The organism is Nocardia carnea (assembly GCF_029868325.1).
Classification (GTDB): Bacteria; Actinomycetota; Actinomycetes; order Mycobacteriales; family Mycobacteriaceae; genus Nocardia; species Nocardia carnea_C.
Map to the genome: position 1 here is coordinate 46,742 of NZ_JARWNW010000290.1, position 20,513 is coordinate 67,254.

Below are 20,513 nucleotides of genomic sequence, written 5' to 3' on the forward strand. Positions count from 1 at the left end.
AAACAAGCGCTGTGGGACATATATGCATCTCGATTCTGTGGACAGAGATATTTTGTTTCACCTCCGCAAGGACGGCCGTCTCACGAACGTCGAGCTGGCCAAGCGGGTGGGGCTGACACCACCCCCGTGCCTGCGCCGGGTGAAACGGCTCGAGGAAGCCGGTGTGATCAGCGGTTACCGCGCACAGGTCGACCCGGCGGCGCTGGCTCGCGGGTTCGAGGTGATCGTCGCGGTCGAGATCAGCATCAACGATCTGCAGACGGTGGAAGAATTCGAGACCGCCATCGCCTCCTACGACGAGGTGGTGGAATTCCACCGGCTGTTCGGCCGGCCCGATTATTTCGTCCGGGTGGCGGTCACCGATCAGGAAGTCTTCGAAACGTTCCTGACGGGAAAGCTCATGGGATTGCGGGCCGTGGCCCGGGTGGATTCCCACCTCATCATGAAGAAGATCAAGACCGACGACTGATCCCGGGCGCGGTCACGGGGCCGGGTCGGCACCGCGGACCACGAAATCCGGCAGCGGTATCGGGCGCGAATTCTCGCGCAGCGAGCGGGCACCGGCGATACCGACCAGCGATGCGGCAACCGCGGGCAACGCGGGAACGAGCGGCGGCCGGCCGTCTTCGACGCTCGCACGAAATCCTTCGAGGATTCGCACCGTACCTTCAGCCTTCGGCTCCACGCGCGTTCCGTCGGGAAGGAACAGCTGTGCGGGTTCGCGTTCCTCGTCGCGCACGGTTCCGCCGGGATCGGTCCACGATTCCTTGCGCACGCGCACCGACCACGCGCGCTCACCGGGCGCCCGCACCGATTCGGCGAGCCCCTCGCTCCCGCGCGCCGAGAACCAGCTCCAATGACTGTCCGGTTCGCCCTGCAGGAAACCGTGCCGGGTGATCGCGAGCCCACCGTCGTCGAGTCGCACCAGCATCACCACGGCGGGGCGCGGATCGGCGCTGTCGACCGGGAAGGCCGCCACCTCGGTGGGCAGCGCCCCGGTGAGAGCGAGGACGGGTGAGAGCGTGTGGGTGCAATACGCTGTCGGTGCGATCCGGCCACGCCAGTGCGCCGGATCGCCGATCAGCGACGCAACCGCCTCCGGCGCCATCCCGTGCAGGTAGTCCGCCTCGATCAGGTTCACCCGCCCGATCTCTCCCGCTTCCACAATGGTGCGCACCAGCTGGATGTGCGGATGGAACACGTAGTTCTCGGCGAACGAATAGGTGGCCGCAGAACGCCGCTCCGCCGCAAGCAGCGCCCGCGCCTGCTGTTCGTCGGCACATGCCGCGGATTCGGAAAGCACGTGGACGCCCGCGTCGAGAAATGCGATGGCCAGGGGCGCGTGCTCGTCGAAATCGTTGGCGAGCACCACCGCATCGAGCCGCTCCTCCAGCAGGGCGGGCCATTCGTCGACCAGCCGCACGACCGGCAGCTGCTCCTGTGCTTCGGCCCGCCGGCCGGGGTCGCGGTCGCATGCGGCCACCACTTCGATCCCGAGCCGGCGGCACCAGGTGGCCAGATACAACCCCATCCCCAAACCCACGACACCCACGCGCATGGCAGCATCCTCGGTGCCCGGGAGGTCCCGGTCAACCGAATAACAGAAGCCCCGCGGCGACTACCTGTCCCGGCCGATTCAGCCCGAATCGCACCGCAGGGAACTGAACCGCCACTGAGGCGTACTGCGGAGTCGGCCCGGGCCTCCGGAGCCGAACCGAGCGGGCTGAACCGAACCAGGCCGAGCCAGGCTGGTCCGAGCTGGCCGGGTCCGAGCCGGGCCGGCTGGGTCCGAGCCGAACCGATCCAAGCTGGCCGAACCGAACCGAACCGGGCTGAGCCGAGCCGAGCTGGACCGGGGCCGACCCCAGGGCAGGCCGGGGTCAGGCGGAGATCATGCGACCGGGAACGGGCCCCAGCGACCGCCCGACGCGCAGGCATTCAGCGTGGGGCGACTCCTGCGAGGTCGAGCACCGCATGCAGCAGTACATCGATACCGTCCGCGCAGGCTTCCGGGGTGGAGTATTCCCGCGGGTTGTGGCTGATTCCGTCGTAGAGGCCGGGAACGAAGATCATTCCGGCGGGGCACAGTGCGGCGATCTCGCCCGCATCGTGTCCGGCGCCGGAAGTAATCGGGGCACTACTCATCCCGAGGTTCGCGGCATGTTTTTCGACCAGGTCCCGCATCTGTTCCGCGAACACCACGGGCGGGGTCGCGGCCGTGGTGCGGGAGGTGATCGTGACCCCCGCGAGCTTCTCCACTTCGGCGATATAGGCCGCGAGATCGGCTTGCGCGCGTTCCATGGCCGCGCCGTCGGGATTGCGCAGATCGACGGTGATCAGCGATTTCTCGGGCACGATATTGATCAGGTTCGGATAGTTGACCTGCCGCCCCACCGTGGCCAGCATCGCGCCGTATTCACCGGATTCGACCATCTCGTTGAGCCGCACCGTGATCAGTGCGGCGGCAAGGCCGGCATTGCGGCGCAGATGATGCGGTGTGGCGCCGGCGTGCGCGGCTCGCCCGGTGATCTGGAGTTCGAGCCAGGTGATCGCCTGGACTCCCTGTACTACGCCGATCCGGGTATCCCCCGCCGCCAGTATCGGTCCCTGTTCGATATGACATTCCAGGTAGGCGAACGGCGCCCGGATCGGTACCGCGACCTCACCGGCCAGCGCGTGCCGGTCGATCTCGGCGCCGACACTCACACCATCGGGATCGGTCCGCTGCCGTGCGTCGTCCAGTTCGATCCGGCCGGCGGCGACCGCGCTGCCGAGCATATCGGTGCCGAACCGCACCCCTTCTTCCTCGGTGAACACGGCGACCTCGATCGGCCGTTCGGTGGCGATACCGTGGTCGTTCAGGGTGCGGACCACCTCGAGTCCGCCGAGGACACCGAGGCATCCGTCGAACCGGCCCGCTGTGGCGACGGTGTCGATATGCGATCCGACCATCACCGGCGGCAGGGTGTTGTCGCGGCCGTCACGGCGGGCGTAGATATTGCCGATCCGATCGATGATCACCGTGAGCCCGGCCGCGCGCATCCAGCCGGTGACCAGGTCCCGCCCGGCCAGATCGGCATCTGTCAGGGCCAGCCGGCGCACACCGCGCAGGCCGGTGTCCTCGTCGGAATATGCTCCTACGTCACCCAATTCGCCGAGTGATCGCCACAGCCGGTCGGCGTCGACCCGGATATCGGATGTAGTCATGTGCTCCTCCACTCACGCGCCGGCGAGCGCGGCGCCGGTGACACGGTTGAAGTTGGCGAGATCGGTGGCGCCCTCGGTGGAGAAGATCAGAATGTGATCGTCGGGTCCCAGCCCCAGTTCGCCTGCGTGGGTGAGCAATCCGGCCAGCCCGGCGGCCCCGCTCTCACCCGATACGACGCCGTCGGCATACATCAGCCGCATGGCGTCTTCGGCGGCAGCGTCGGTGACCGTGGCGAAAATGTCGTAACCGCCGGAGACATCCGGCCAGGCGATCACCGACGGTGTGCCGCAGTTGAGTCCGGCCATGATCGACCGCTGCGGGCCGGGAATGGTGGTGATACCGCCGGCCTCGATACTGGCGGTGACACAGTCGGCGTCGAGGGGTTCCACGCCGAGTAGCCGGGTGCCCGCGCTCTCGCGGAATCCGCGCGCGACCGCGGCACCGAAGGCGCCCACTCCGATCTGCGCGACCACCACGGTCGGCCGGGGGATGCCGCCGGCGGCGATCTCGTCCAGGATTTCGCCGATCATCGTGGAGTATCCGTCGATCACCCAGGACGGCGGGTCGACGTATCCCTCCCATGAGGTGTCGGAGACGACGAGCGAATCGGTATCGGCGAGTTCGGCACTGCGGCGGATGGCGTCGTCGTAACCACCGGGCACTACTTCCACTCGGGCGCCTTCGCCCGCGATGGCGTCGATCCGTTCCTGCACCATATCTTCGGGCACCAGGATATGGGCCGAGAGTCCGAGCAGCGCGGCCATCCGGGCGACGGCACGCCCGTGGTTGCCGTCGGTGGCCGAGACCAGCCGCAAACCCGGCGCCTTCGCGGCGAGTTCGGTTTTCAGCTCGGTGAGCCCGAGGCCACTGTCGGCGGGGTGGCCGAGATGTGCGAGCAGGGTCCGGTAGGTGGCCCAGGAGGCGCCGAGGATTTTGAACGACGGCATACCCATCCGGGCGGATTCGTCCTTCGCGTGCACCGAGCCGGCGCCGAGGCGGGCGGCGGCCGCGGGGAGCGCGGCGAGCGGAGTGGGGCGGTAGCCGGGCATCGACCGGTGGAAATCCCGGCTACCGTCGACGAGTGGACGCACGGTGTCCTTGGCTACCAATGGGTTCCGCACCAGTCGCGGTTCTGACATCACGTTCCTCCCGGGCTGCGAATGACGGGTTCAGAATAGAAATTTGTATGACAACTGTCAAGTGACTTAAGCCAAATCGCCCTGCTAAGCTGCGCAGGCGTCCCCGCACGTCCGTCCGACCGCAGCACAGTGAAAGGGCTCCCGCGATGGCCACCAGCGCCCCCGCCGAATCGGCGGGCCTCGGCGACGACATCTCCCGGATCCGTTCCCGGCGCCAGCTGCACGCGGAGATCCGGGAAGCCATCCTCAACGAGTTCATCCTGTCCGGGAAGCTGTCGGCAGGCGCCCGGCTGCCCTCGGAAAGCGAACTGTCCCGGCTGTTCGGCGCGTCCCGGGTGACGATCCGCGCCGCCCTGCAGAGCCTCAAGGACCAGGGCTATATCCGGATCGTGCGCGGGTCGGGTTCGATCGTGCTGCCGCGACCCGAATCGATCAGCTCGGGTATCGACCGGCTTTCGTCCTTCGATACCTTCGCCCAGCAGTCCGGTAAGGAAATCCGCACCGCCGACCTGGAATTCACCCGGATCGACCGGGACGACGATCCGCTGGCCGATATTTTCGAACCGGGGCCGATCACCGTGGTGAGCCGCACCAAAACCATCGATGCGCGTAAGGTCGCGCTGATTGTCGACTACGTCCCGGAATCGGTGCTACCGCTGGATACGATGCGGCGCCGATTCGACGGTTCGGTCCTGGATCTGCTGCTGGCCGACGGGCTGGCGGAATACTCCGACTGCACCCTGATCCCGGTGGTGGCCACCGGCGAACTGCGCGACCGGCTGGATTGTGAGGACGCCAGCCCGCTGCTGCAACTCAGCGAACTGACCCGCGATTCGTTGGGTGCGGTTGTCAACCGCAGCGAGGCCTGGCTGTCGCCCGAGACGTTCCGTTTCCAGTTGCGGCGCCGCCGCGAAAGCTGACGGCGCGCCCCGCCACCCGGCCGGGCGGCGGGGCGATTCCGCTAGGGAGCCACGGGAACCGGCTGCTTATCGGCCTCCGGTCCGTACGCGTCCGGCACCAGCTTCCCGCGGCGCGCGTCGATCATATGGATCAGCAGGAACGACGCGAGACCGCACAGGCTGCCGAAGATGATGGCCGCGACGGCGAACGGTTCACCGGACAGTTCCCATACGAACCCGCAGACGGTGCCGACGATGATGGAGACGACACCGGCGAGCCGGCTGGTCTTCTTCAGCAGCAGCGCGAACATGAAGGCGGAGAAGGGGCCCGCCGACCGCATCGTGAACGCGAACACCAGCAGCGGGATGATGGCCTGGCTCCACAGCGAGATCAGCGTGGCGAGCACTCCCACGACAAGCACCCCGATCCGGCTGTACGTCAGCTCGTTGTCGTCGGTGACCTTGCCGCCGAGCTTGGGTAGCAGATCCTTGATGAAGATGGTCGAGGAGCCGAGCATATTGCCGCTGGCGCTGGACAGCGTCGCCGAAACCACGGCACTCAGCAGCAGACCGGCGATCAGCGAGGGCAGCAATCCCACCGACACCGTGGCCAGCGCATTGTTCGGGTCGATATCGGGGTAGACCGCCAGCGCGATCAGCCCCAGCACCGCCGGAATGAACGCGTACAGCGACATCAATGTGCCGCACAGCAGCGAACCGAGTACCGCGGTGCGGGGTGTTCGGGCGGAGTAGTAGCGCTGCACGGCCTCCTGGCCGGTGGAGAAGGTCATGAAGTAGAGCACGACCAGGCCGATGATGGTCGGCCACCCGATCTTGGTGAATCCGAGCTGACCCTCGGGAAGGTTGTCCACGACATTGTCCCAGCCGCCCGCGTTGTGCAGGGCGAACGGAATGGCCACCGCGAATCCGCCGACAATCAGGAAGAACTGCACGAAATCGGTGAGCGTGACGCTCCACATCCCGCCGATCCAGGTGTAGAAGATGACCGCGACCCCGGTGAACGCGATCGACCAGGTCAGGCTGATACCGCCCAGGGTGGAGACGATGGTCGCCGTCGCGGTGATCTGCACCGCCGTCAGCGCCACCAGTGCGACACTGCCGAGCACCGCCGACATCGTCTGTGCGGCAGGTCCGTAACGCCGGCCGATCACCTCGGGAACGGTGACCGCCATGGTCCGGCGCATTGCCGGAGCCACGAACGACACCAGCAGAATGCCGATACCGGCCGCGACCACATACCACCCGGCCGAAAGCCCCCAATCACCGTAGGCCTTGCTGGCCACACCGACCGAACTACCGCCGCCGATCTCGGTGGCGGCCAGGGTTCCGGCCATCATGAACACGCCCAGCCGGCGCCCGGCGAGGTGATAGTCGGTACTGTCCTTGATCCGGGTCCGGGCGTACAGGCCGATACCGATCATGATGGCCAGATAGACCACCATGATGGTGATAACGGTCGCGTTCATGTGTCGTTCCTTCGATATTCAGAGCTGCTCGGGCGCAGACTGTCCGATTTCCGCGGCGAGCAAGGCCTGCAGCAGCACGGCGTAGCCGTGGGCACCCAGGTACAGGTCGTCGAGGGCGAGGCATTCGTCGGTGGTGTGGGCCCGGCCGGGGTCGCCGGGCCCGAAACCGAGCGTGGGAATTCCGTGCCGGCCCGCGCTGGCCGACCCGTTGGTGCAGAACTGGTAGTAGCCGGGCCGAGCCGCCAAGCCGGCCGCCTCGAATTCCCGGATAACCTGCGCAGCAGGCCATTCCGTCGCCCGTACACACCACGCCGGAGCGAAAGATTCGGTGCACACATCGACTCCGGTCCAGGTGGTGAAACTGCTGCGGGCGAGTTCGACAGCCACCCGGGCCCCGGCGGTCCGGGCTATCCGCTCCCCCAGCGCACGTATCGGCTCGAGCACATCGGCCGCGGATTCGCCGAGTACCGTGCGCCGGTCGTAGGTCGCGACGCACCGGTCGGGGACGACCGAAACATTCGGATACGGTGCGGATTTGAGATTGGTCAGGGCGATCATGGCCGGTCCGAGGTCCGGGTGCTGCGGGAACTCCAGGTCGCGGACGGCGGTGATCACATCGGCCATCACTTCGGCGGCGTTCACCCCCGCCTCCGGGTAGGCCGAATGACTCGACCGCCCGATCACCTCGATCTTCACCTCGGCCCGGCCGCGCTGGCCGAGCATCAGCCGATTCGCGGACGGTTCGCCGATCACGACCACATCCGGCCGCACCTGCTCCAGCACCCGGCTCAGCGCGGGACCTTCGACCAGCTCCTCGCAGACAGTTCCCGCGACGACGATCGTGCCGCGCAAACCGGCCGGCAACGCCGCCGCACCGTACACGGCCGCCGCCAGCGCGCCTTTCATATCGACCGTGCCGCGGCCGTAGACCACCCCGTCGGCCACCTCACCCCAGGGACTGTGCGACCACCGGTCCGGGTCGGTCACCTCCACCGTGTCCAGGTGGCAGTCCACCAGCACCACCGGACCCGCACCGAAACGCAGCGTGCCGAGCACATTGCCCCAGTCGTCGGTGGTGACATCGAAGCCCAGCGCGGTCAGTTCCTCCGACAGCACCCGGACCGCGGGTTGTTCCGCTGTCGCCGGACTGCGTGCCGCAACAAGGCGTAACAAGAAGTCCCGCAGCCTGTCTCGGTCGATTCGCTGGTTCGCCACCTCGCCGCGCATCTCAGTCGTCTCCCTGCACGGTGCCGCCGGTGACGGTTCCGGGCCGCCGGCCGGTGTGTTCGCCGGACCGCCAGACCGTTTCACCGCCGACCGTCACCAGTTCGACGCCCGGCGGGGTGTTGTGCGGCTCGGCGTAGGTCGCGGTGTCCACGTATCGCCGCGGGTCGATCAGCACCAGATCTGCGCGCCGGCCCTCGGCGACCGCACCCCGGTCGTCGAGCCCGAGGAGCCGGGCCGGTCCGGCCGCCAGCCGGTTCACCGCTTCGGGCAGCGTGATCAGCTTGTCCCGCAAGGCGAAACGACCCAGCACTTTCGGTGCGGTTCCGTAGAGCCGCGGGTGCGGATGTGGGTTGAAAACGCCGTCGGATCCGACCAGCGCGCCCGAGCGGACGAAGATTTCGCGCACGACCTCCTCGGCGGAGTAGTGGTCGATCATGGCCGCGTCCAAGGCGGTATCGGCGAGCAGGTCCAGCACCGCGAAAGCCGGATCGGTTCCGGTCTCTCCGGCGATCCGGGCGACCGTTTTGCTCACCGCCGCCTCGCGGGGCGCGCCGGCCTGGGTGACCACGATGTTCTCCGGCCCGCAGGCGCCGAACAGGTTCTCCCATCCGGGCAGCCCGCGGTGCATATCCCGGCACATCCGCTCCCGTTCCGCGGGGTCGCGGACCCGTTCGAGCGTCACGACCGGACCACCGTCGAAGGCGTACGGCGGCAGAAGTGCGCTCAACAGGGTGCTACCGGCACCGTAGGGGTATTGGTCGAAGGTGAGCCGGATCCGGTCCTGCGCCGAACTCAGCAGGTCGATGAGGTCGGAGAGCAGTTCGGGGACGCCGACGAGCTTCACGTGCGAGACGTGCAGCGGTGCGCCGGTGTGTTCGCAGACCCGGACGAACTCGGCGATCGAATCGAGCACACCCGCGGCCTCGTTGCGGACATGCGGTACCAGCGGAACGTCGAATCGGGCGGCGGCTTCGGCGATACCGATGAGTTCCGCGGTATCGGCGTACAGGCCGGGCGCGTAGATCATGCCGAACGAGACCGCGCGGCAGCCTGCGGCCAGCGATTCCTCGACGAGGTCTTTCATCGCCGCCATCTCGCGGGCGTCGGGCCGGCGGTCGGCATTGCCCATCACCGCTTCGCGGACCGCGCTGTGCGGAACGCAGGCCACCATATTGGCGGCGGGCCGGGCCTGTTGCAGGGTGTCCAGGTATTCGCCCATGCTCCGCCAGGTCCACGGAGCGGAGGTGCTGGGCTCCAGGCCTCGCAGGTAGCTGCGGCGGCTCGTGAGGGTCGCGTCGGTGATCGGCGCGGGGCCGAGGCCGTCGGGGCAGATCAGTTCGGTGGTGAAACCCTGCGCGATCTTCGGTGTGAGCAGCGGGTCGTCGAACGGGCGCAGGGCGGAGTGGGCGTGCAGGTCGATGAACCCCGGCAGCAGTAGGCGGCCGGTGCCGTCGATGCGCTCACCTGCGGATTCCACCGGAAGCCGCGGCGCCACCGCGACGATACGTCCCCCTTCGACGGCTACGTCGGCGGTCCGGACTCCTGTTTCGTCGACAACCTCGGCATCGGTGATGAGCAGGGCCGCTTCCACAGTTCCTCCAATTTGTATGACAACTGACATGAGTTCTAACACAAGGGTCCGGCCTGGGGAAGAGTTCCGGAGGAGGAAGAAACATGATGGTTACGTGCACCCGGTCGTTCGGCCCGGCGCCGCGGAGACAGCGCCGGGGTCCGATCACCGACTCGGAAACGCTCTCTCACGACCATCAACGTGGTGCACCGAACGTCGGCACGAGCCCCCGCGTCCCGGACCGTGGCTCCCGCACAACGAAACGTCATCTATCGCGGCGAGCGTGACGGCCGGGATCACCGGCGGGCGATGGTCGGCGTGACCTGGAGCGGCGGGCGCACACGAGTGTGCCGGGCACCGCGTCCGGCGTGGTGGCCGGTACCCGGGGAAGGTTGCCTCGTAAATGTGCGGCCCGCCGCGACGCGCTACCCACCGGGTCTGCCCGCGTAGGCATTCCGGTGAGAGCGGTATATCCGTATCAGCGGCCGGTTTCGCCGGCTCCCAGTTCGGCTACGGCCGCCCGGGTGGCGGCGGCGAGCAGGGCGCTGTCGGGTTCGGCGTCCTGCTCCGGTTTGGTGCTGAGCACGGCGATGACCAAGGGGGCGCGGCCCGGGGGCCAGGCGATGGCGATATCGAGCGCGGAACCGTAGGCGGGGGTTCCGGTTTTGTGGCCGACGGTCCAGTCGGCGGGCAGGCCGGCGCGGATACGGTCCGCCCCCGAACTCGTGGCGATGAGCCAGGATTTCAGCTGTTCGCGTTCAGGTGCCGGGAGGGTATCGCCGACGACGAGCGTGCGGTAGTCGGCGGCCAGCGCGGACGGTGTGGTGGTGTCGCGTTCATCGCCGGGGACGGCGGTGTTGAGTTCGGTTTCCCAGCGGTCCAGTCGCGAGGTGTCGTCGCCGATCGAACGCAGGAACGCGGTGAAACCGGCGGGGCCGCCCAGGAGTTTCAGGATCTGATTGCCGGCGGTGTTGTCGGAGACGGTGATCGCCGCGTGGCAGAGGTCGGCGACCGTCATCCCGGTGTCGACGTGCTGTTCGGTCACCGGGGAGTATTCGACGAGTTCATCCGGCCGATAGTGGATCACTTGGTCGAAGAAGCCCGATGACAGCGGATGTTCGTGCAGGAGGGCACCGCAGGCGAGACCCTTGAACGTGGACGCCATCGGGAAACGCTCGTCCGGGCGGTACGCGACGCTGCGGCCGGTAGCGGTATCGACAGCGAAAACACCCAACCGGGCGCCGTGGGCCTGCTCGAGGTCTGCGAAAGCTCGGGTGGTGGCCGCCGGGGCGCTGACACTCGCCGGTTCCGACGTCGCGGTGGTACCCGGTGAAGAATCGCAGGCAGTCGTGAACGACAGCGCGGATACCGCCAGGGCGGCGGCCAGGAATCGTCTCCGGTTCCGCGGAATGAGCTGGGTGAGAAGTGGGTAGGTCACCGCCGCAGAACATCACCGGCCGGCCGGTCACCGCAAATAGGGCGATCCGCCGGGTACGAGTCGTGTTCGATATCGACGCAGGCCAGGGTTGTGTCCACGACTCGATGCCGACTGGATCACTGCGGGGCCGGAGCAATGACGGCGACCCCAGGACGCATGTCCGGCTCGACCCATATGGCCCGGCGCTTCCCGAGCGGCGGGTAGCGCGGTGACCGGCCGCCGGCTTCAGCGGGCGGCGATGAGTTCCAGGGTCGCATCCAGGACGGCGCGGTCGGCCGAGCCGGGGACCAGGATGAACTCGTCGAGCCCGGCCGCTTCCGCCGCGTCCAGCGTCCGGTGCAGTGCGTCGGCGTCGCAGGTCTTCATGGCTGCCGCGGCCGCCGTGGCATTGCCGGAGCCGAGAAAGTCCAGGTATTCCGCGGTGAAGCTGTGCAGGATCGGCTGGGCGTCCGGAATTCCCAGAGTGTAGAAACAACCGCTCACCAGCCGGGGCGTTGCGCGGTCCGCGTCGGCCCAGGCGCGGCGGGCGGCCTCGGCGGACCACGCGATCTCCCCCGGCACCCCGCCCACACTGAAGGACACCACCCCGTCGGCCCACTGTGCCGCGCGGGCCAGCGATTTGGGGCCGAGCGCCCCGGCGAGCACGGGCGGGCCCCCGGCCTGGACGCACGGCGGGCCGACGGGATCGGCACCGTCGAACGGCGGCTCACCCGCCCACAGCGACCGTAGTTCGGCGACCGCCCGGTCGAGCCGTTCGTGGCGGCGTTCGGAGTCGGCGCCGAGGCTGCGGTAGTCGCCACCCCGCCCGCCGACGCCGACACCGAGAGTGAAGCGGCCCGCGGACAGCACATCGATCGTCGCGGCCTGTTTGGCCACCAGCGGTACCGGATGAGCAGGCAGCACAGAAAGGTTCGCGAATATACGCACTCGTTCGGTGACCGCGGCCGCGGCCGCCATCGTCGTCCACATTTCGGGATTGTGGTAGGTCATCCGTTCCCCGCAGGAGATACTGGAGACCGGCCCCTCATCCGCGAGACGCGACCATTCGACGGTGGCCGCCCGGTCATAGCCTCGGCACATGGTGGGCAGCGCGATCCCGATATCCATCGCCCCAGCATCGGGCACCGCCCCCGGCCTCCGCAAGAACACGTTCCGACCCGATACGACGACCTGGGCCATATCGGCCACGAAGTGTTCGCATTTCCGTGCTAAATGTTGAAGAGCGGTCATTCAGACCTGCCGCGAGAACGAAGCACGACCTGCTGGTGCGTGCGCCGGAGAGAGGACGGACAAATGATCTGTCCGCATTGCAGCGGGAGTTTGCTGCGCCGGGAACGCACCGATCACCGGTGCTCCAAATGCGGGCGTGAGTTCGCGCTCGACCCCAAAGCGGAGCCGCTGGGCCTGCACGATCTGCGGTTACGGTCGCTGACCGAACGGCTGTCGGCCGGTCGCGGCCTGTCGGCCACCGTGACGCAGCTCTGGTATGCGGCAGCACGGCGGCGATTACCCGAACTGGACCGTTATATCGGCGGTGTAATCGGGGCTTGGGGGTTACTCACTGTTCTGGCTACCTACATCCTGTGCCTGCTCAGCGGTATCCAGGGGTGGAGCGGGCCTTTCGTGTTCTGGAAAGTGCTTCTGGCCGGTGCCGTCGCCCTGGCAGGGGGCGTGGCGGTGATCTATGCCTGCCGGCCGTTGTTCCGGCGGCGCACCCGGATCGCGATGCCGGTGACCGCGTATGGGTTCCGGACGGATGTGATCGGCCGCTGGGTCAGCGTCTACGGCGAATTCCCGCCGGGCATCCTCGACGAGCAGCAGGTTCCGATTCCGGTGATCGAGCAGCCCCGGGTTGCCCTGGTCTGCGCCGATCCCAGCGTGCGGGCGTGCCTTGCGGCCAACGGTATCCCGCAGGCCTACGATATGGCGCTGTCCGACCGGATCGAGAACGCTCCGGCCGGCGTCCCGGTGCTGCTGCTGCACGATGCCAGCCTGCAAGGATTCGCCACCGCAAGAGCCGCGCGGCTGAGCCTCGGGGACCGGGTACGGATCCTCGGCCTGGCCCCACGCGCGGTGCTGGACAACGATTCCGCTATCCGGCTACGCGAGCGGCCACCGGACGGCGACCGCATCTCTTATCTGCACTCCGTGGGGCTCACCCAGCGGGAAATCGACTGGCTCGCGGACGGGTGGTGGTCGCCGATCGCGGCGATCCCACCGGCGCGGCTCATCGCGGTCGTCTCGCGGGCGGCCGAAAAACTCGAGGACGAAACCGATGCCGAACGGCGTGCGGCGCGGCAGACGGGGTTCTTGACATGGCCGGCGGCGTGATGGCCGGCGCGTGGGACCGCCTCCTACGTGTCGCCGCCGCACGGGCCGCGGCGCCGAACGGACTGCTGTTCACCGAGCGGCAGCTGTACTACGAGCTGTGCCGCACGGTGCTGCCGGCGCACCGGCTACCGCGCCGACCCGCGTTCACGGTTCCGCCGGTGGTGCCGTACCGCGTTTTCCGGGCGGCACTGGACCGTATCGGCGAGGTACCCGGACTGCTCGGCCCGCCACCGGCCCGCCCGGCCGTCGTAGGTGCGCACACCCCGGAACCGGATCTCTTCGATTACGGCCTGCCGCGGCTGCTGGTCTGCCGTTCCACGGCGGTCGCGGCCATGTTGCGCGCCAACGGGATACCGATGGAATCGGCGTGCCCGGTGGTGAGTGCCACGGAACTACCGCTCGCTCCGGGAATCACGGCGATGCTCGCCCGCGCGCACGGCACCGTCTACGTCCTGCACGACGCGGCCCCGGCAGAGCTCGCCTTCCCGGACCGGTTACCCACCCTGACCGACATTCCCGAGGGGGTCGATATCGTGCCGATCGGCTTGCGCCCGCCCCAGACCACGCCTCTGCACCTGACCCATATCCGCACCACCGGCCGGGGCCGGGCCGTCGAGGTGGAATCGGTGAATCCCGCGGTCCTGTTGCGCAGTGTCCACCGGCTGGTCCGCGATGTGCCGCGGCCCGCCGGCACCTCGATCGATATCCGCCGCGCCCGGCGGACGGGCTTTCTCACCTGGCCCGCCGCATGAAGGAGCCGAATATGCGCGCACGCAACGAGATCACCTACACCGACGAGCTGTTGGCCGACCGGACAGTGCACCGCAGGTATTCCGACGGCCGCCAGGAATGGCGCTCCCGCGGACCGGACGGGACGGTGTCGTGGCGCGACGACAGCGACGCCACCGGCACCGACGAGCCGCTGGGCCGGCACCTGATCAAACGCACCTACGGCGACGGCCGCGTCGTCTATGGGCGTGAGGCGGGTTACGGCCGAACCCTGTGGGGCGACGGCACACTGACCGCCAACCGATCGTCGTTCGGCGGTCGGCTCGGCGGGATCCTCGCCGCCGCGGCAGGGGTGGTGCTGGTGGGCAGCCTCATCGCGCCACCGGACTCGCTTTCCCCCGAGCAGGAAGAAGAACTACGCCTTGCCGCCGAAGAATACCCGGCCGCGGCCACTGACGGCTCCGGTGAATACGGCGAATGGGGCGGCGACGCCGATTCCGACGGCGATTTCGGCTGAGGAGCAGCAGTGAGCCGATGGTGCGCCTTCCTGACAGAGCACGACCCGGTCGCGCAGGTACGCGCGGCCGGCGGCGACCCGGTTTCGGTATCGGGCCGCAGCGCCTTCGGGCTGCTTCCCGGCGAACCGGGTCAGGCCGAAGGCCCCTTCACCTGGCTCGATCTGACGGCAATAGGTGAAGTCACCCTGTTCAACGCCGCGGAACTGCGCAGGCGACTGGGCAGGGACGCCCCGCCACCCGATTGCGCCGACGGGCTCCTGCTGCTGGCCTGTTATGCGCGTTTCGGCACCGCGGGTCTGGCCGCTGCCGACGGAATGTTCGCCCTCGCGATCTCCACCGGCACCGAACTGGTACTGGTCCGCGACCACGTCGGCGCCCGCACCCTGTTCCATGCCCGCGCCCGCGGCCACTGGGCGGCGGCGACCTCGCTACGGGCCCTGCGACGCTGGCCCGAACTCGACACCGGACTGCATCTGCCCGCGGTGCGCTCGTTCCTCACCTTCGCCTATCTGCCGGGATCGGAAACCCTGCTGCGCGGAATCCACGAGGTGCTGCCCGGCCGGTGCCTGCGGCTGCGGTGCGACGGTTCGGTCGATGAGCAGATCTTCTGGGAGCCCGCGGAACACACCGAGGACCAGCCCGCACGCGAACACGCGCAGCGGTTGCGTGAGCTCCTCGAAAGCGCGACCGCGCGGCGATTACCGGCCGGCGAACCGGTCGCCGTCCTGCTGTCCGGCGGTATCGACAGCAGCCTGGTCACCGCGCTGGCCACAAAACTGCACGAGCACCCGGTGCGGTCGTATTCGATCGGATTCGACGGCACCACCCCGAACGAGCTCGCCTATTCGGGCCTGGTCGCCACCCACTGCCACACCGATCACCGGGTCCTCACCGTGCCCGGGGCCGCCGTCGCCGACCGGCTCGCGCATACCGTTTCGCTGCTGGACTGCCCGGTCGGTGATCCGCTGACCGTGCCGAACCTGCTGCTTGCCGAGGCCGCCGCGGCCGACGGCGCCACCACCATCCTCAACGGTGAGGGCGGGGATCCGGTATTCGGCGGCCCGAAGAACCTGCCGATGCTGATCTTCGAACTGTTCCGCGACGATCCCGGCCCGCAGGCCCGCGCCCGCGCGTATCTCGACAGCTACCGCAAATGCCACGGCGATCTGCCCGTCCTGCTCACCGGCGCAGTACTCGCCGAACTATCGGACGCACCACCGCTGACCGACCTGCTGACCCCGTACCTGCAGCAGGGCCGGATGACCGGCCTGCTCAATCAACTCCTGCACACCAACCTGCGCACCAAAGGAGCGCACCACATCCTCACCAAAGTGGAGCGGCTCACCGCCGCCAGCGGAGTGGAGGGTCGCGCCCCGCTGTTCGACCGTGCGGTCATCGACTATTCGTTCCGGATACCGGCGAACCTGAAACTTGCCGGAACCACAGAGAAATGGATTCTGAAGGAATCCGTCCGCGATCTGCTGCCCGCAACCATTGTCGACCGGCCGAAAAGCGGAATGCGGGTTCCGGTGCAGCAGTGGCTCACCGGCCCGCTCGCCGACCTCGGCAACGACCTGCTCTTCGGCCCCAGCGCGCGGGCCCGCGACCTGTTCCGCGCCGATACCCTGCGCGCCTGGTTGCGCGGTGACGGCTCCCTGCTGCCGCGGCACGGCGGCAAGCTGTGGCTGGTCCTCACCCTCGAGCTGTGGTTGCGCTCTTTCGAGGTGGGCCCCTGAACTTTCCGCGCCGCTTGTGTCACTGTCCGAAACCAGGAGTCCCCGAACGATGTCCGCCCCGCAGAATCCCACCCCGCTCAAACAGCAGGCCGACGACGACAACGAAATCCACGACGTCGCCACGTTCCAGGACGCGGGCCGTAATGCCGTCACCCCGGTCGCGCAGTTCCCGGAGCCGGTCGCGCTGGCGGTGGTGAACGCCTTCGCCGATATCGTCACCCGCGCCGGACAGAGCGCGGCGGCTACGACCCCGGACTCCGACGGCATCGTCCGCTCCCAGACTTTCGAGGAGGGCGATGTGTACATGATCGAGAAACCGTTCGCCGGATTCTTCGCCGACCGCTACATCATGGACTTCTACGATGTCGCCGAACGCGATATCTGCTCCCGGATGCACCTGCACACCGGACTGCGCTTCGTGCGGATGATGACCGGCCCCGGCACCCGCATCCGGGTCGGCAGTCTCTCCCCCTTCGCCATCACCGATGTTCCCGGCGTGACACCGTTCCGCCCGGCCACCTTCGAAGACGACCTCCCCGACACCCCCACCGGCGTGCATCGCACCCGATACAACCTGATCGTGCCGCCGTGCTCGTTCGTGGATATGCAGATACCGCGCGGGGTCAGCCACCAGTTCAACGCGATAGGCCCGCACGCGGTGATCGATTCGGTGCACCCGGAAGAATCCATCGAGGTCTTCCGCGAGCAGATGTCGGGTTACAAGATGATGGCCCAGACCGTATTCCTCGCCGACGAACTCCCCTCCGCCGCGACCTGCATCGACACCGTCCCCACCGATCACTGAAGCCCTGTCCGGTCCGGAAACTACCGGTGATTTCCCGCGCGCGATCGGTCGATGCTGTCGTCGCACCCCGCTAGGCGACAACACCGCCCAGGAAGGCCGTCCGACGGCGTGTGCGCCGGGGCATCGGTGCGTGCCGGGCCGCAGTCGGCCAACCGGCCGATCTCAGGTCGGTGCAATTCATCGCGAGTCCCGCCGGTGCCGAAGTCGCGCACGTGTGCCCTCGCGTGCTGATACAACTGACTGCGGCTGTAGTCAGTGGCGGGCGGTTCCGCCCGGAGAGCGAGAAGGTGGCCGGAGTGGACAAGGACTCCTACCAGAAGTTGTTCGACCTGAGCGGCCGGACCGCGATCATCACCGGCGGGACCCGCGGTATCGGGCTGGCACTGGCCGAGGGTTTCGCCTGCGCGGGCGCGAATATCGTGGTCGCCAGCCGTAAACCCGAGGCGTGCGACACCGCAGCGTCCCGGCTGCGGGAACTCGGCGCCGAAGCCATCGGCGTTCCGACCCATCTCGGCGAGGTGGGCGCACTGCACGACCTGGTGGAGACCACGGTGCAGACCTTCGGTGGTCTCGATATCGTCGTCAACAACGCCGCCAACGCACTCGCGCAATCCCTGGGCAGTATGCAGCCGGAGGCGGTCGACAAATCGTTCGGGGTCAACGTGAAAGGACCGTTGTTCCTCGTCCAGGCGGCGCTACCGTATCTGCGGGCCAGTAAGCACGCGGCCGTGCTCAACTTCGGCTCGGTCGCGGCGATGCAGTTCGCGCCCGCACTGTCGATGTACGCGGCGGGCAAGTCCGCGCTGCTGTCGTTCACCCGCTCCATGGCCGCCGAATTCGCCGCCGACGGTATCCGCGTCAACGCCCTGGCACCCGGCGCGGTGGATACCGATATGGTCCGGAAGAACCCGCCCGAGTTCATCGAGGCGATGGCCCGCGGGTCCCTGCTGGGCCGCCTCGCCGAACCCGACGAAATGGTCGGGGCGGCATTGCTGCTGTGCTCCGACGCAGGCAGTTTCATCACCGGCCAGACCTTCCTGGTCGACGGCGGCACCGTCGCCCGCTGAGTCCGCTTCCGGAAAGGCCCGAACCGTGTCCCAGCTCGCCACCGAATACCTGCCCTCGGGCGTTGTCGTCCTGACGATCGACCGCCCGCACCGGCGTAACGCCCTCGACAACCAGACGGTCGCCGAATTGCACACCGTGCTCGACGAAGTGAACGGAAAGCCCGACATCCGCGCCGTCGTCATCACCGGCTCCGTCGCCGGCTTCTCCGCCGGCGCCGACCTCAAAGCGCAACCCGAAGATTTCACCGCCACGGACGCCACACCTACCGCTGCCCTGCTGGGTGCGGTCCACTCCCCGGTGGCCCGGATCTACGCCTCCCAGGAACTGATGGCCTCGGCCTTCGAGAAAATCCACCGCCTCCGCCAGCCGGTGATCGCCGCCGTGAACGGCGCCGCGGTCGGCGGCGGATTCGCCCTGGCACTGGCCTGCGATATCCGGTTCGCGAGTCCCGCGGCAAGTTTCGGCGCCGTATTCATCCGGCACGGCATCTCGGCCTGCGATATGGGCACCAGCTACCACCTACCACGCCTGGTCGGCGCGTCCCGTTCGGCCGAACTCCTGCTCACCGGCCGCATATTCGACGCCCACGAAGCCGAACGCATGGGCCTCGTACTCGAGGTGACCGGCACCGACGACCTCCTCGACCGCGCCGTCGCCAAAGCCGAGGAAATCGCCCGCCACTCCCCACTCGCGGTCTGGATGACGAAGGAAACCATGTGGCAGACCGTGGACTCCCCCAGCCTCCGGCACGCCCTCGATATCGAGAATCGCACCCAGGTGATGTGCAGCGCCACCGGCGAACTCGACACCTCCTTCGCCGCCTTCCGGGAAAGCACCGAATTCAGGTGGGGCCCGCTGTAAGGCCCGCGAGTGCTCGGCGGCCCGTCGGTACTTCTTCGACGGGCCGCCTTTCACCACACCGCCCCGGCAGATCCGTCCCCGGCTGCCACGGTCGTCAGGCCGAACCATCCCGAGGTTGAGTGCGGACCTCCGGCGGGGGAACCGGCTGATAATCCGCTACCGGTGGCTCACTCGTCGCGGGCGGTCCTTCGGAAGCCCCGTCCTCGGTGCTCTCGGCCTCGGCGGGATCACCGTCCGCCGTCGGCGCGCTTTCGGCCGGCGGTTCACCTTCAGCCGGTGGCTCACCCTCGGCTGGCGGTCCCCCTTCGGCAGGAGGCTCACCTCCGCCGGGAGATGCCCCCTCGCCAGGAGGCACACCGTCGGCAGGAGGCTCACCTTCCCCTGGAGGCGCACCCTCAGCAGGAGGCTCACCTTCACCCGGTGGCTCACCCTCAGCAGGAGGCTCACCTTCACCCGGTGGCTCACCCTCGGCAGGAGGCTCACCCTCAGCAGGAGGTCCACCGGTCGGCGGCGGGCCCGGATCGGGAGCCTGTGCGGAAGGCGGCGGCTTCGGTTCGTCCTTATCGGACTCGTCGTCTTTGCTGTTGTCCTCAGCTCCTTTGTCACCCAGGCCGGACATCATGCTAGCCATCACCGCGAGCGGCATGATGTTCCCGAGACCGCCGCCACCGGCCGCCGGCGCCGGCGTGGGTGTCGGACTGGGACTCGGGCTCGGTTCGGGGCTTGGACTCGAGTCGGAATCATCCGCTCCGCCGGAATCATCCGATTTATCCGTACCGGAACCGAGTTCGTCCGCCGAGAGTTCACCCGAGCCGAGACCATCGGGCCCGAAGAGGCCCGATTCGCCGCCATCGGCACCTGAACCATCACCCGAACCACCCAAGCCGAGATCACCCAACCCGAGATCACCCAGATCGTCGCCACCGGATTCGGATTGCCCGCTGCCGGGCTGCTCCGCACTGGGATCTCCTGTGCCGGCATCGTTCGGCCCGCCGAAGTAGGGATCATCGCCGCCGCCCCCGTACTCGTTGTCCCTCTCGGAGTTCGGATCCTCCTCATATGGGTTCTCCTCCTCCTCAGCAGGAGGCTCTGCAGGGGGTTGCGGCGCTTCTGGGGTTTTGGGCGTCTCGGGAGTTTCAGGAGTATCGCCCCCGAATCCCAACTGGTCGCCCGCAACGTAGATTCCAGCACCCGCCGCGGCCACCAGGCCGACCTTCGTAGGCATTCCCATCTTCTTACCTGAACCATCGCCCGACCTCGAGCCACTACCGGAACCGCTCCGAGATCCAGAGCCACCCGCGGAACCACCCGCAGAACCACCCGCAGAACCACCCGCAGAGCCACCCGCAGAGCCACCCGCGGAACCACCCGCAGAGCCACCCGCGGAACCACCCGCGGAACCACCCGCAGAGCCACCCGCAGACCCACCCGCGGAACCACCCGCGGAACCACCCGCGGAACCACCCGCAGAGCCACCCGCAGAGCCACCCGCAGAGC

The 20,513-nt window shown here is 68.1% G+C and carries 18 protein-coding genes; 10 read left to right on the top strand and 8 right to left on the bottom strand.

The window, feature by feature from the left end; genetic code table 11:
• Positions 1-22: 22 nt before the first annotated feature.
• Positions 23-469, top strand: coding sequence for an Lrp/AsnC family transcriptional regulator (locus QH196_RS28010; RefSeq protein ID WP_280418841.1), 447 nt, complete (start codon positions 23-25; stop codon positions 467-469).
• 12 nt (positions 470-481) lie between these two features.
• Here QH196_RS28010 and QH196_RS28015 read toward each other — a convergent pair whose 3' ends face one another.
• The 3 genes from QH196_RS28015 to QH196_RS28025 form a co-directional block, all read right to left on the bottom strand.
• Entirely contained in the window at positions 482-1,558 is a 1,077-nt protein-coding gene (locus QH196_RS28015; protein ID WP_280418842.1) for a Gfo/Idh/MocA family protein, read from the bottom strand.
• A 380-nt stretch (positions 1,559-1,938) separates the two neighbouring features.
• Positions 1,939-3,207, bottom strand: coding sequence for a hydantoinase/carbamoylase family amidase (locus tag QH196_RS28020; RefSeq protein WP_280418843.1), 1,269 nt, complete (start codon positions 3,205-3,207; stop codon positions 1,939-1,941).
• Between the two features lie 12 nt (positions 3,208-3,219).
• On the bottom strand, positions 3,220-4,347 hold the full coding sequence (locus tag QH196_RS28025; RefSeq protein WP_280418844.1) for a diaminopropionate ammonia-lyase: 1,128 nt from the start codon (positions 4,345-4,347) through the stop codon (positions 3,220-3,222).
• 146 nt (positions 4,348-4,493) lie between these two features.
• Here QH196_RS28025 and QH196_RS28030 point away from each other — a divergent pair, with 146 nt between their 5' ends.
• Positions 4,494-5,267: a GntR family transcriptional regulator gene (locus QH196_RS28030; protein ID WP_280418845.1), complete on the top strand. Its 774-nt coding sequence runs from the start codon at positions 4,494-4,496 to the stop codon at positions 5,265-5,267.
• Between the two features lie 41 nt (positions 5,268-5,308).
• Here the strand turns inward: QH196_RS28030 and QH196_RS28035 are convergent, their stop codons facing one another.
• The 5 genes from QH196_RS28035 to QH196_RS28055 form a co-directional block, all read right to left on the bottom strand.
• Positions 5,309-6,733, bottom strand: a complete 1,425-nt coding sequence (locus QH196_RS28035) for a sodium:solute symporter family protein (RefSeq protein ID WP_280418846.1) — start codon at positions 6,731-6,733, stop codon at positions 5,309-5,311.
• Positions 6,734-6,751: 18 nt separating this feature from the next.
• Positions 6,752-7,960, bottom strand: coding sequence for a YgeY family selenium metabolism-linked hydrolase (locus QH196_RS28040; protein WP_280418847.1), 1,209 nt, complete (start codon positions 7,958-7,960; stop codon positions 6,752-6,754).
• Position 7,961: 1 nt separating this feature from the next.
• The gene (locus tag QH196_RS28045; RefSeq protein ID WP_280418848.1) at positions 7,962-9,551 is read right to left on the bottom strand and encodes an N-acyl-D-amino-acid deacylase family protein; all 1,590 of its coding nucleotides are present in this window, start codon (positions 9,549-9,551) and stop codon (positions 7,962-7,964) included.
• Positions 9,552-10,008: 457 nt separating this feature from the next.
• Complete coding sequence (gene bla / locus QH196_RS28050; protein ID WP_432279569.1) at positions 10,009-10,890, bottom strand: class A beta-lactamase; 882 nt, start codon at positions 10,888-10,890, stop codon at positions 10,009-10,011.
• Positions 10,891-11,193: 303 nt separating this feature from the next.
• The gene (locus tag QH196_RS28055; RefSeq protein WP_280418849.1) at positions 11,194-12,075 is read right to left on the bottom strand and encodes an LLM class flavin-dependent oxidoreductase; all 882 of its coding nucleotides are present in this window, start codon (positions 12,073-12,075) and stop codon (positions 11,194-11,196) included.
• Between the two features lie 186 nt (positions 12,076-12,261).
• Between QH196_RS28055 and QH196_RS28060 the strand changes: the two genes are divergently transcribed.
• The 8 genes from QH196_RS28060 to QH196_RS28095 all read left to right on the top strand — a co-directional run bounded on the left by QH196_RS28060 (position 12,262) and on the right by QH196_RS28095 (position 19,878).
• A complete protein-coding gene (locus QH196_RS28060) occupies positions 12,262-13,299 on the top strand; it encodes a hypothetical protein (protein WP_280418850.1) in 1,038 nt (345 codons plus the stop codon).
• A complete protein-coding gene (locus QH196_RS28065) occupies positions 13,284-14,051 on the top strand; it encodes a hypothetical protein (RefSeq protein WP_280418851.1) in 768 nt (255 codons plus the stop codon). Before QH196_RS28060 ends, QH196_RS28065 begins: the two co-directional genes overlap by 16 nt.
• A gap of 11 nt (positions 14,052-14,062) precedes the next feature.
• Positions 14,063-14,545 carry a hypothetical protein gene (locus tag QH196_RS28070; RefSeq protein WP_280418852.1) on the top strand — a complete coding sequence of 161 codons (483 nt, stop codon included), beginning with the start codon at positions 14,063-14,065 and terminating at the stop codon, positions 14,543-14,545.
• Between the two features lie 9 nt (positions 14,546-14,554).
• A complete protein-coding gene (locus tag QH196_RS28075; protein ID WP_280418853.1) occupies positions 14,555-16,282 on the top strand; it encodes an asparagine synthetase B family protein in 1,728 nt (575 codons plus the stop codon).
• A 49-nt stretch (positions 16,283-16,331) separates the two neighbouring features.
• On the top strand, positions 16,332-17,087 hold the full coding sequence (locus QH196_RS28080; RefSeq protein ID WP_280418854.1) for a hypothetical protein: 756 nt from the start codon (positions 16,332-16,334) through the stop codon (positions 17,085-17,087).
• Between the two features lie 296 nt (positions 17,088-17,383).
• Complete coding sequence (locus tag QH196_RS28085) at positions 17,384-18,154, top strand: SDR family NAD(P)-dependent oxidoreductase (protein ID WP_280418855.1); 771 nt, start codon at positions 17,384-17,386, stop codon at positions 18,152-18,154.
• Between the two features lie 25 nt (positions 18,155-18,179).
• On the top strand, positions 18,180-19,016 hold the full coding sequence (locus tag QH196_RS28090) for an enoyl-CoA hydratase/isomerase family protein (protein WP_280418856.1): 837 nt from the start codon (positions 18,180-18,182) through the stop codon (positions 19,014-19,016).
• Positions 19,017-19,131: 115 nt separating this feature from the next.
• Positions 19,132-19,878 carry a hypothetical protein gene (locus QH196_RS28095; protein WP_280418857.1) on the top strand — a complete coding sequence of 249 codons (747 nt, stop codon included), beginning with the start codon at positions 19,132-19,134 and terminating at the stop codon, positions 19,876-19,878.
• Positions 19,879-20,513: the final 635 nt, after the last annotated feature.

Bases quoted from the DNA above. Each gene is read 5' to 3' on its own strand.
- QH196_RS28060 (WP_280418850.1), top strand. From the start codon at position 12,262: ATGATCTGTCCGCATTGCAGCGGGAGTTTGCTGCGCCGGGAACGCACC.
- QH196_RS28030 (WP_280418845.1), top strand. From the start codon at position 4,494: ATGGCCACCAGCGCCCCCGCCGAATCGGCGGGCCTCGGCGACGACATC.
- QH196_RS28010 (WP_280418841.1), top strand. From the start codon at position 23: ATGCATCTCGATTCTGTGGACAGAGATATTTTGTTTCACCTCCGCAAG.
- QH196_RS28040 (WP_280418847.1), bottom strand. From the start codon at position 7,960: ATGCGCGGCGAGGTGGCGAACCAGCGAATCGACCGAGACAGGCTGCGG.
- QH196_RS28080 (WP_280418854.1), top strand. From the start codon at position 16,332: ATGTCCGCCCCGCAGAATCCCACCCCGCTCAAACAGCAGGCCGACGAC.
- QH196_RS28055 (WP_280418849.1), bottom strand. From the start codon at position 12,075: ATGGATATCGGGATCGCGCTGCCCACCATGTGCCGAGGCTATGACCGG.
- QH196_RS28025 (WP_280418844.1), bottom strand. From the start codon at position 4,347: ATGTCAGAACCGCGACTGGTGCGGAACCCATTGGTAGCCAAGGACACC.
- QH196_RS28035 (WP_280418846.1), bottom strand. From the start codon at position 6,733: ATGAACGCGACCGTTATCACCATCATGGTGGTCTATCTGGCCATCATG.
- QH196_RS28065 (WP_280418851.1), top strand. From the start codon at position 13,284: ATGGCCGGCGGCGTGATGGCCGGCGCGTGGGACCGCCTCCTACGTGTC.
- QH196_RS28020 (WP_280418843.1), bottom strand. From the start codon at position 3,207: ATGACTACATCCGATATCCGGGTCGACGCCGACCGGCTGTGGCGATCA.
- QH196_RS28070 (WP_280418852.1), top strand. From the start codon at position 14,063: ATGCGCGCACGCAACGAGATCACCTACACCGACGAGCTGTTGGCCGAC.
- QH196_RS28015 (WP_280418842.1), bottom strand. From the start codon at position 1,558: ATGCGCGTGGGTGTCGTGGGTTTGGGGATGGGGTTGTATCTGGCCACC.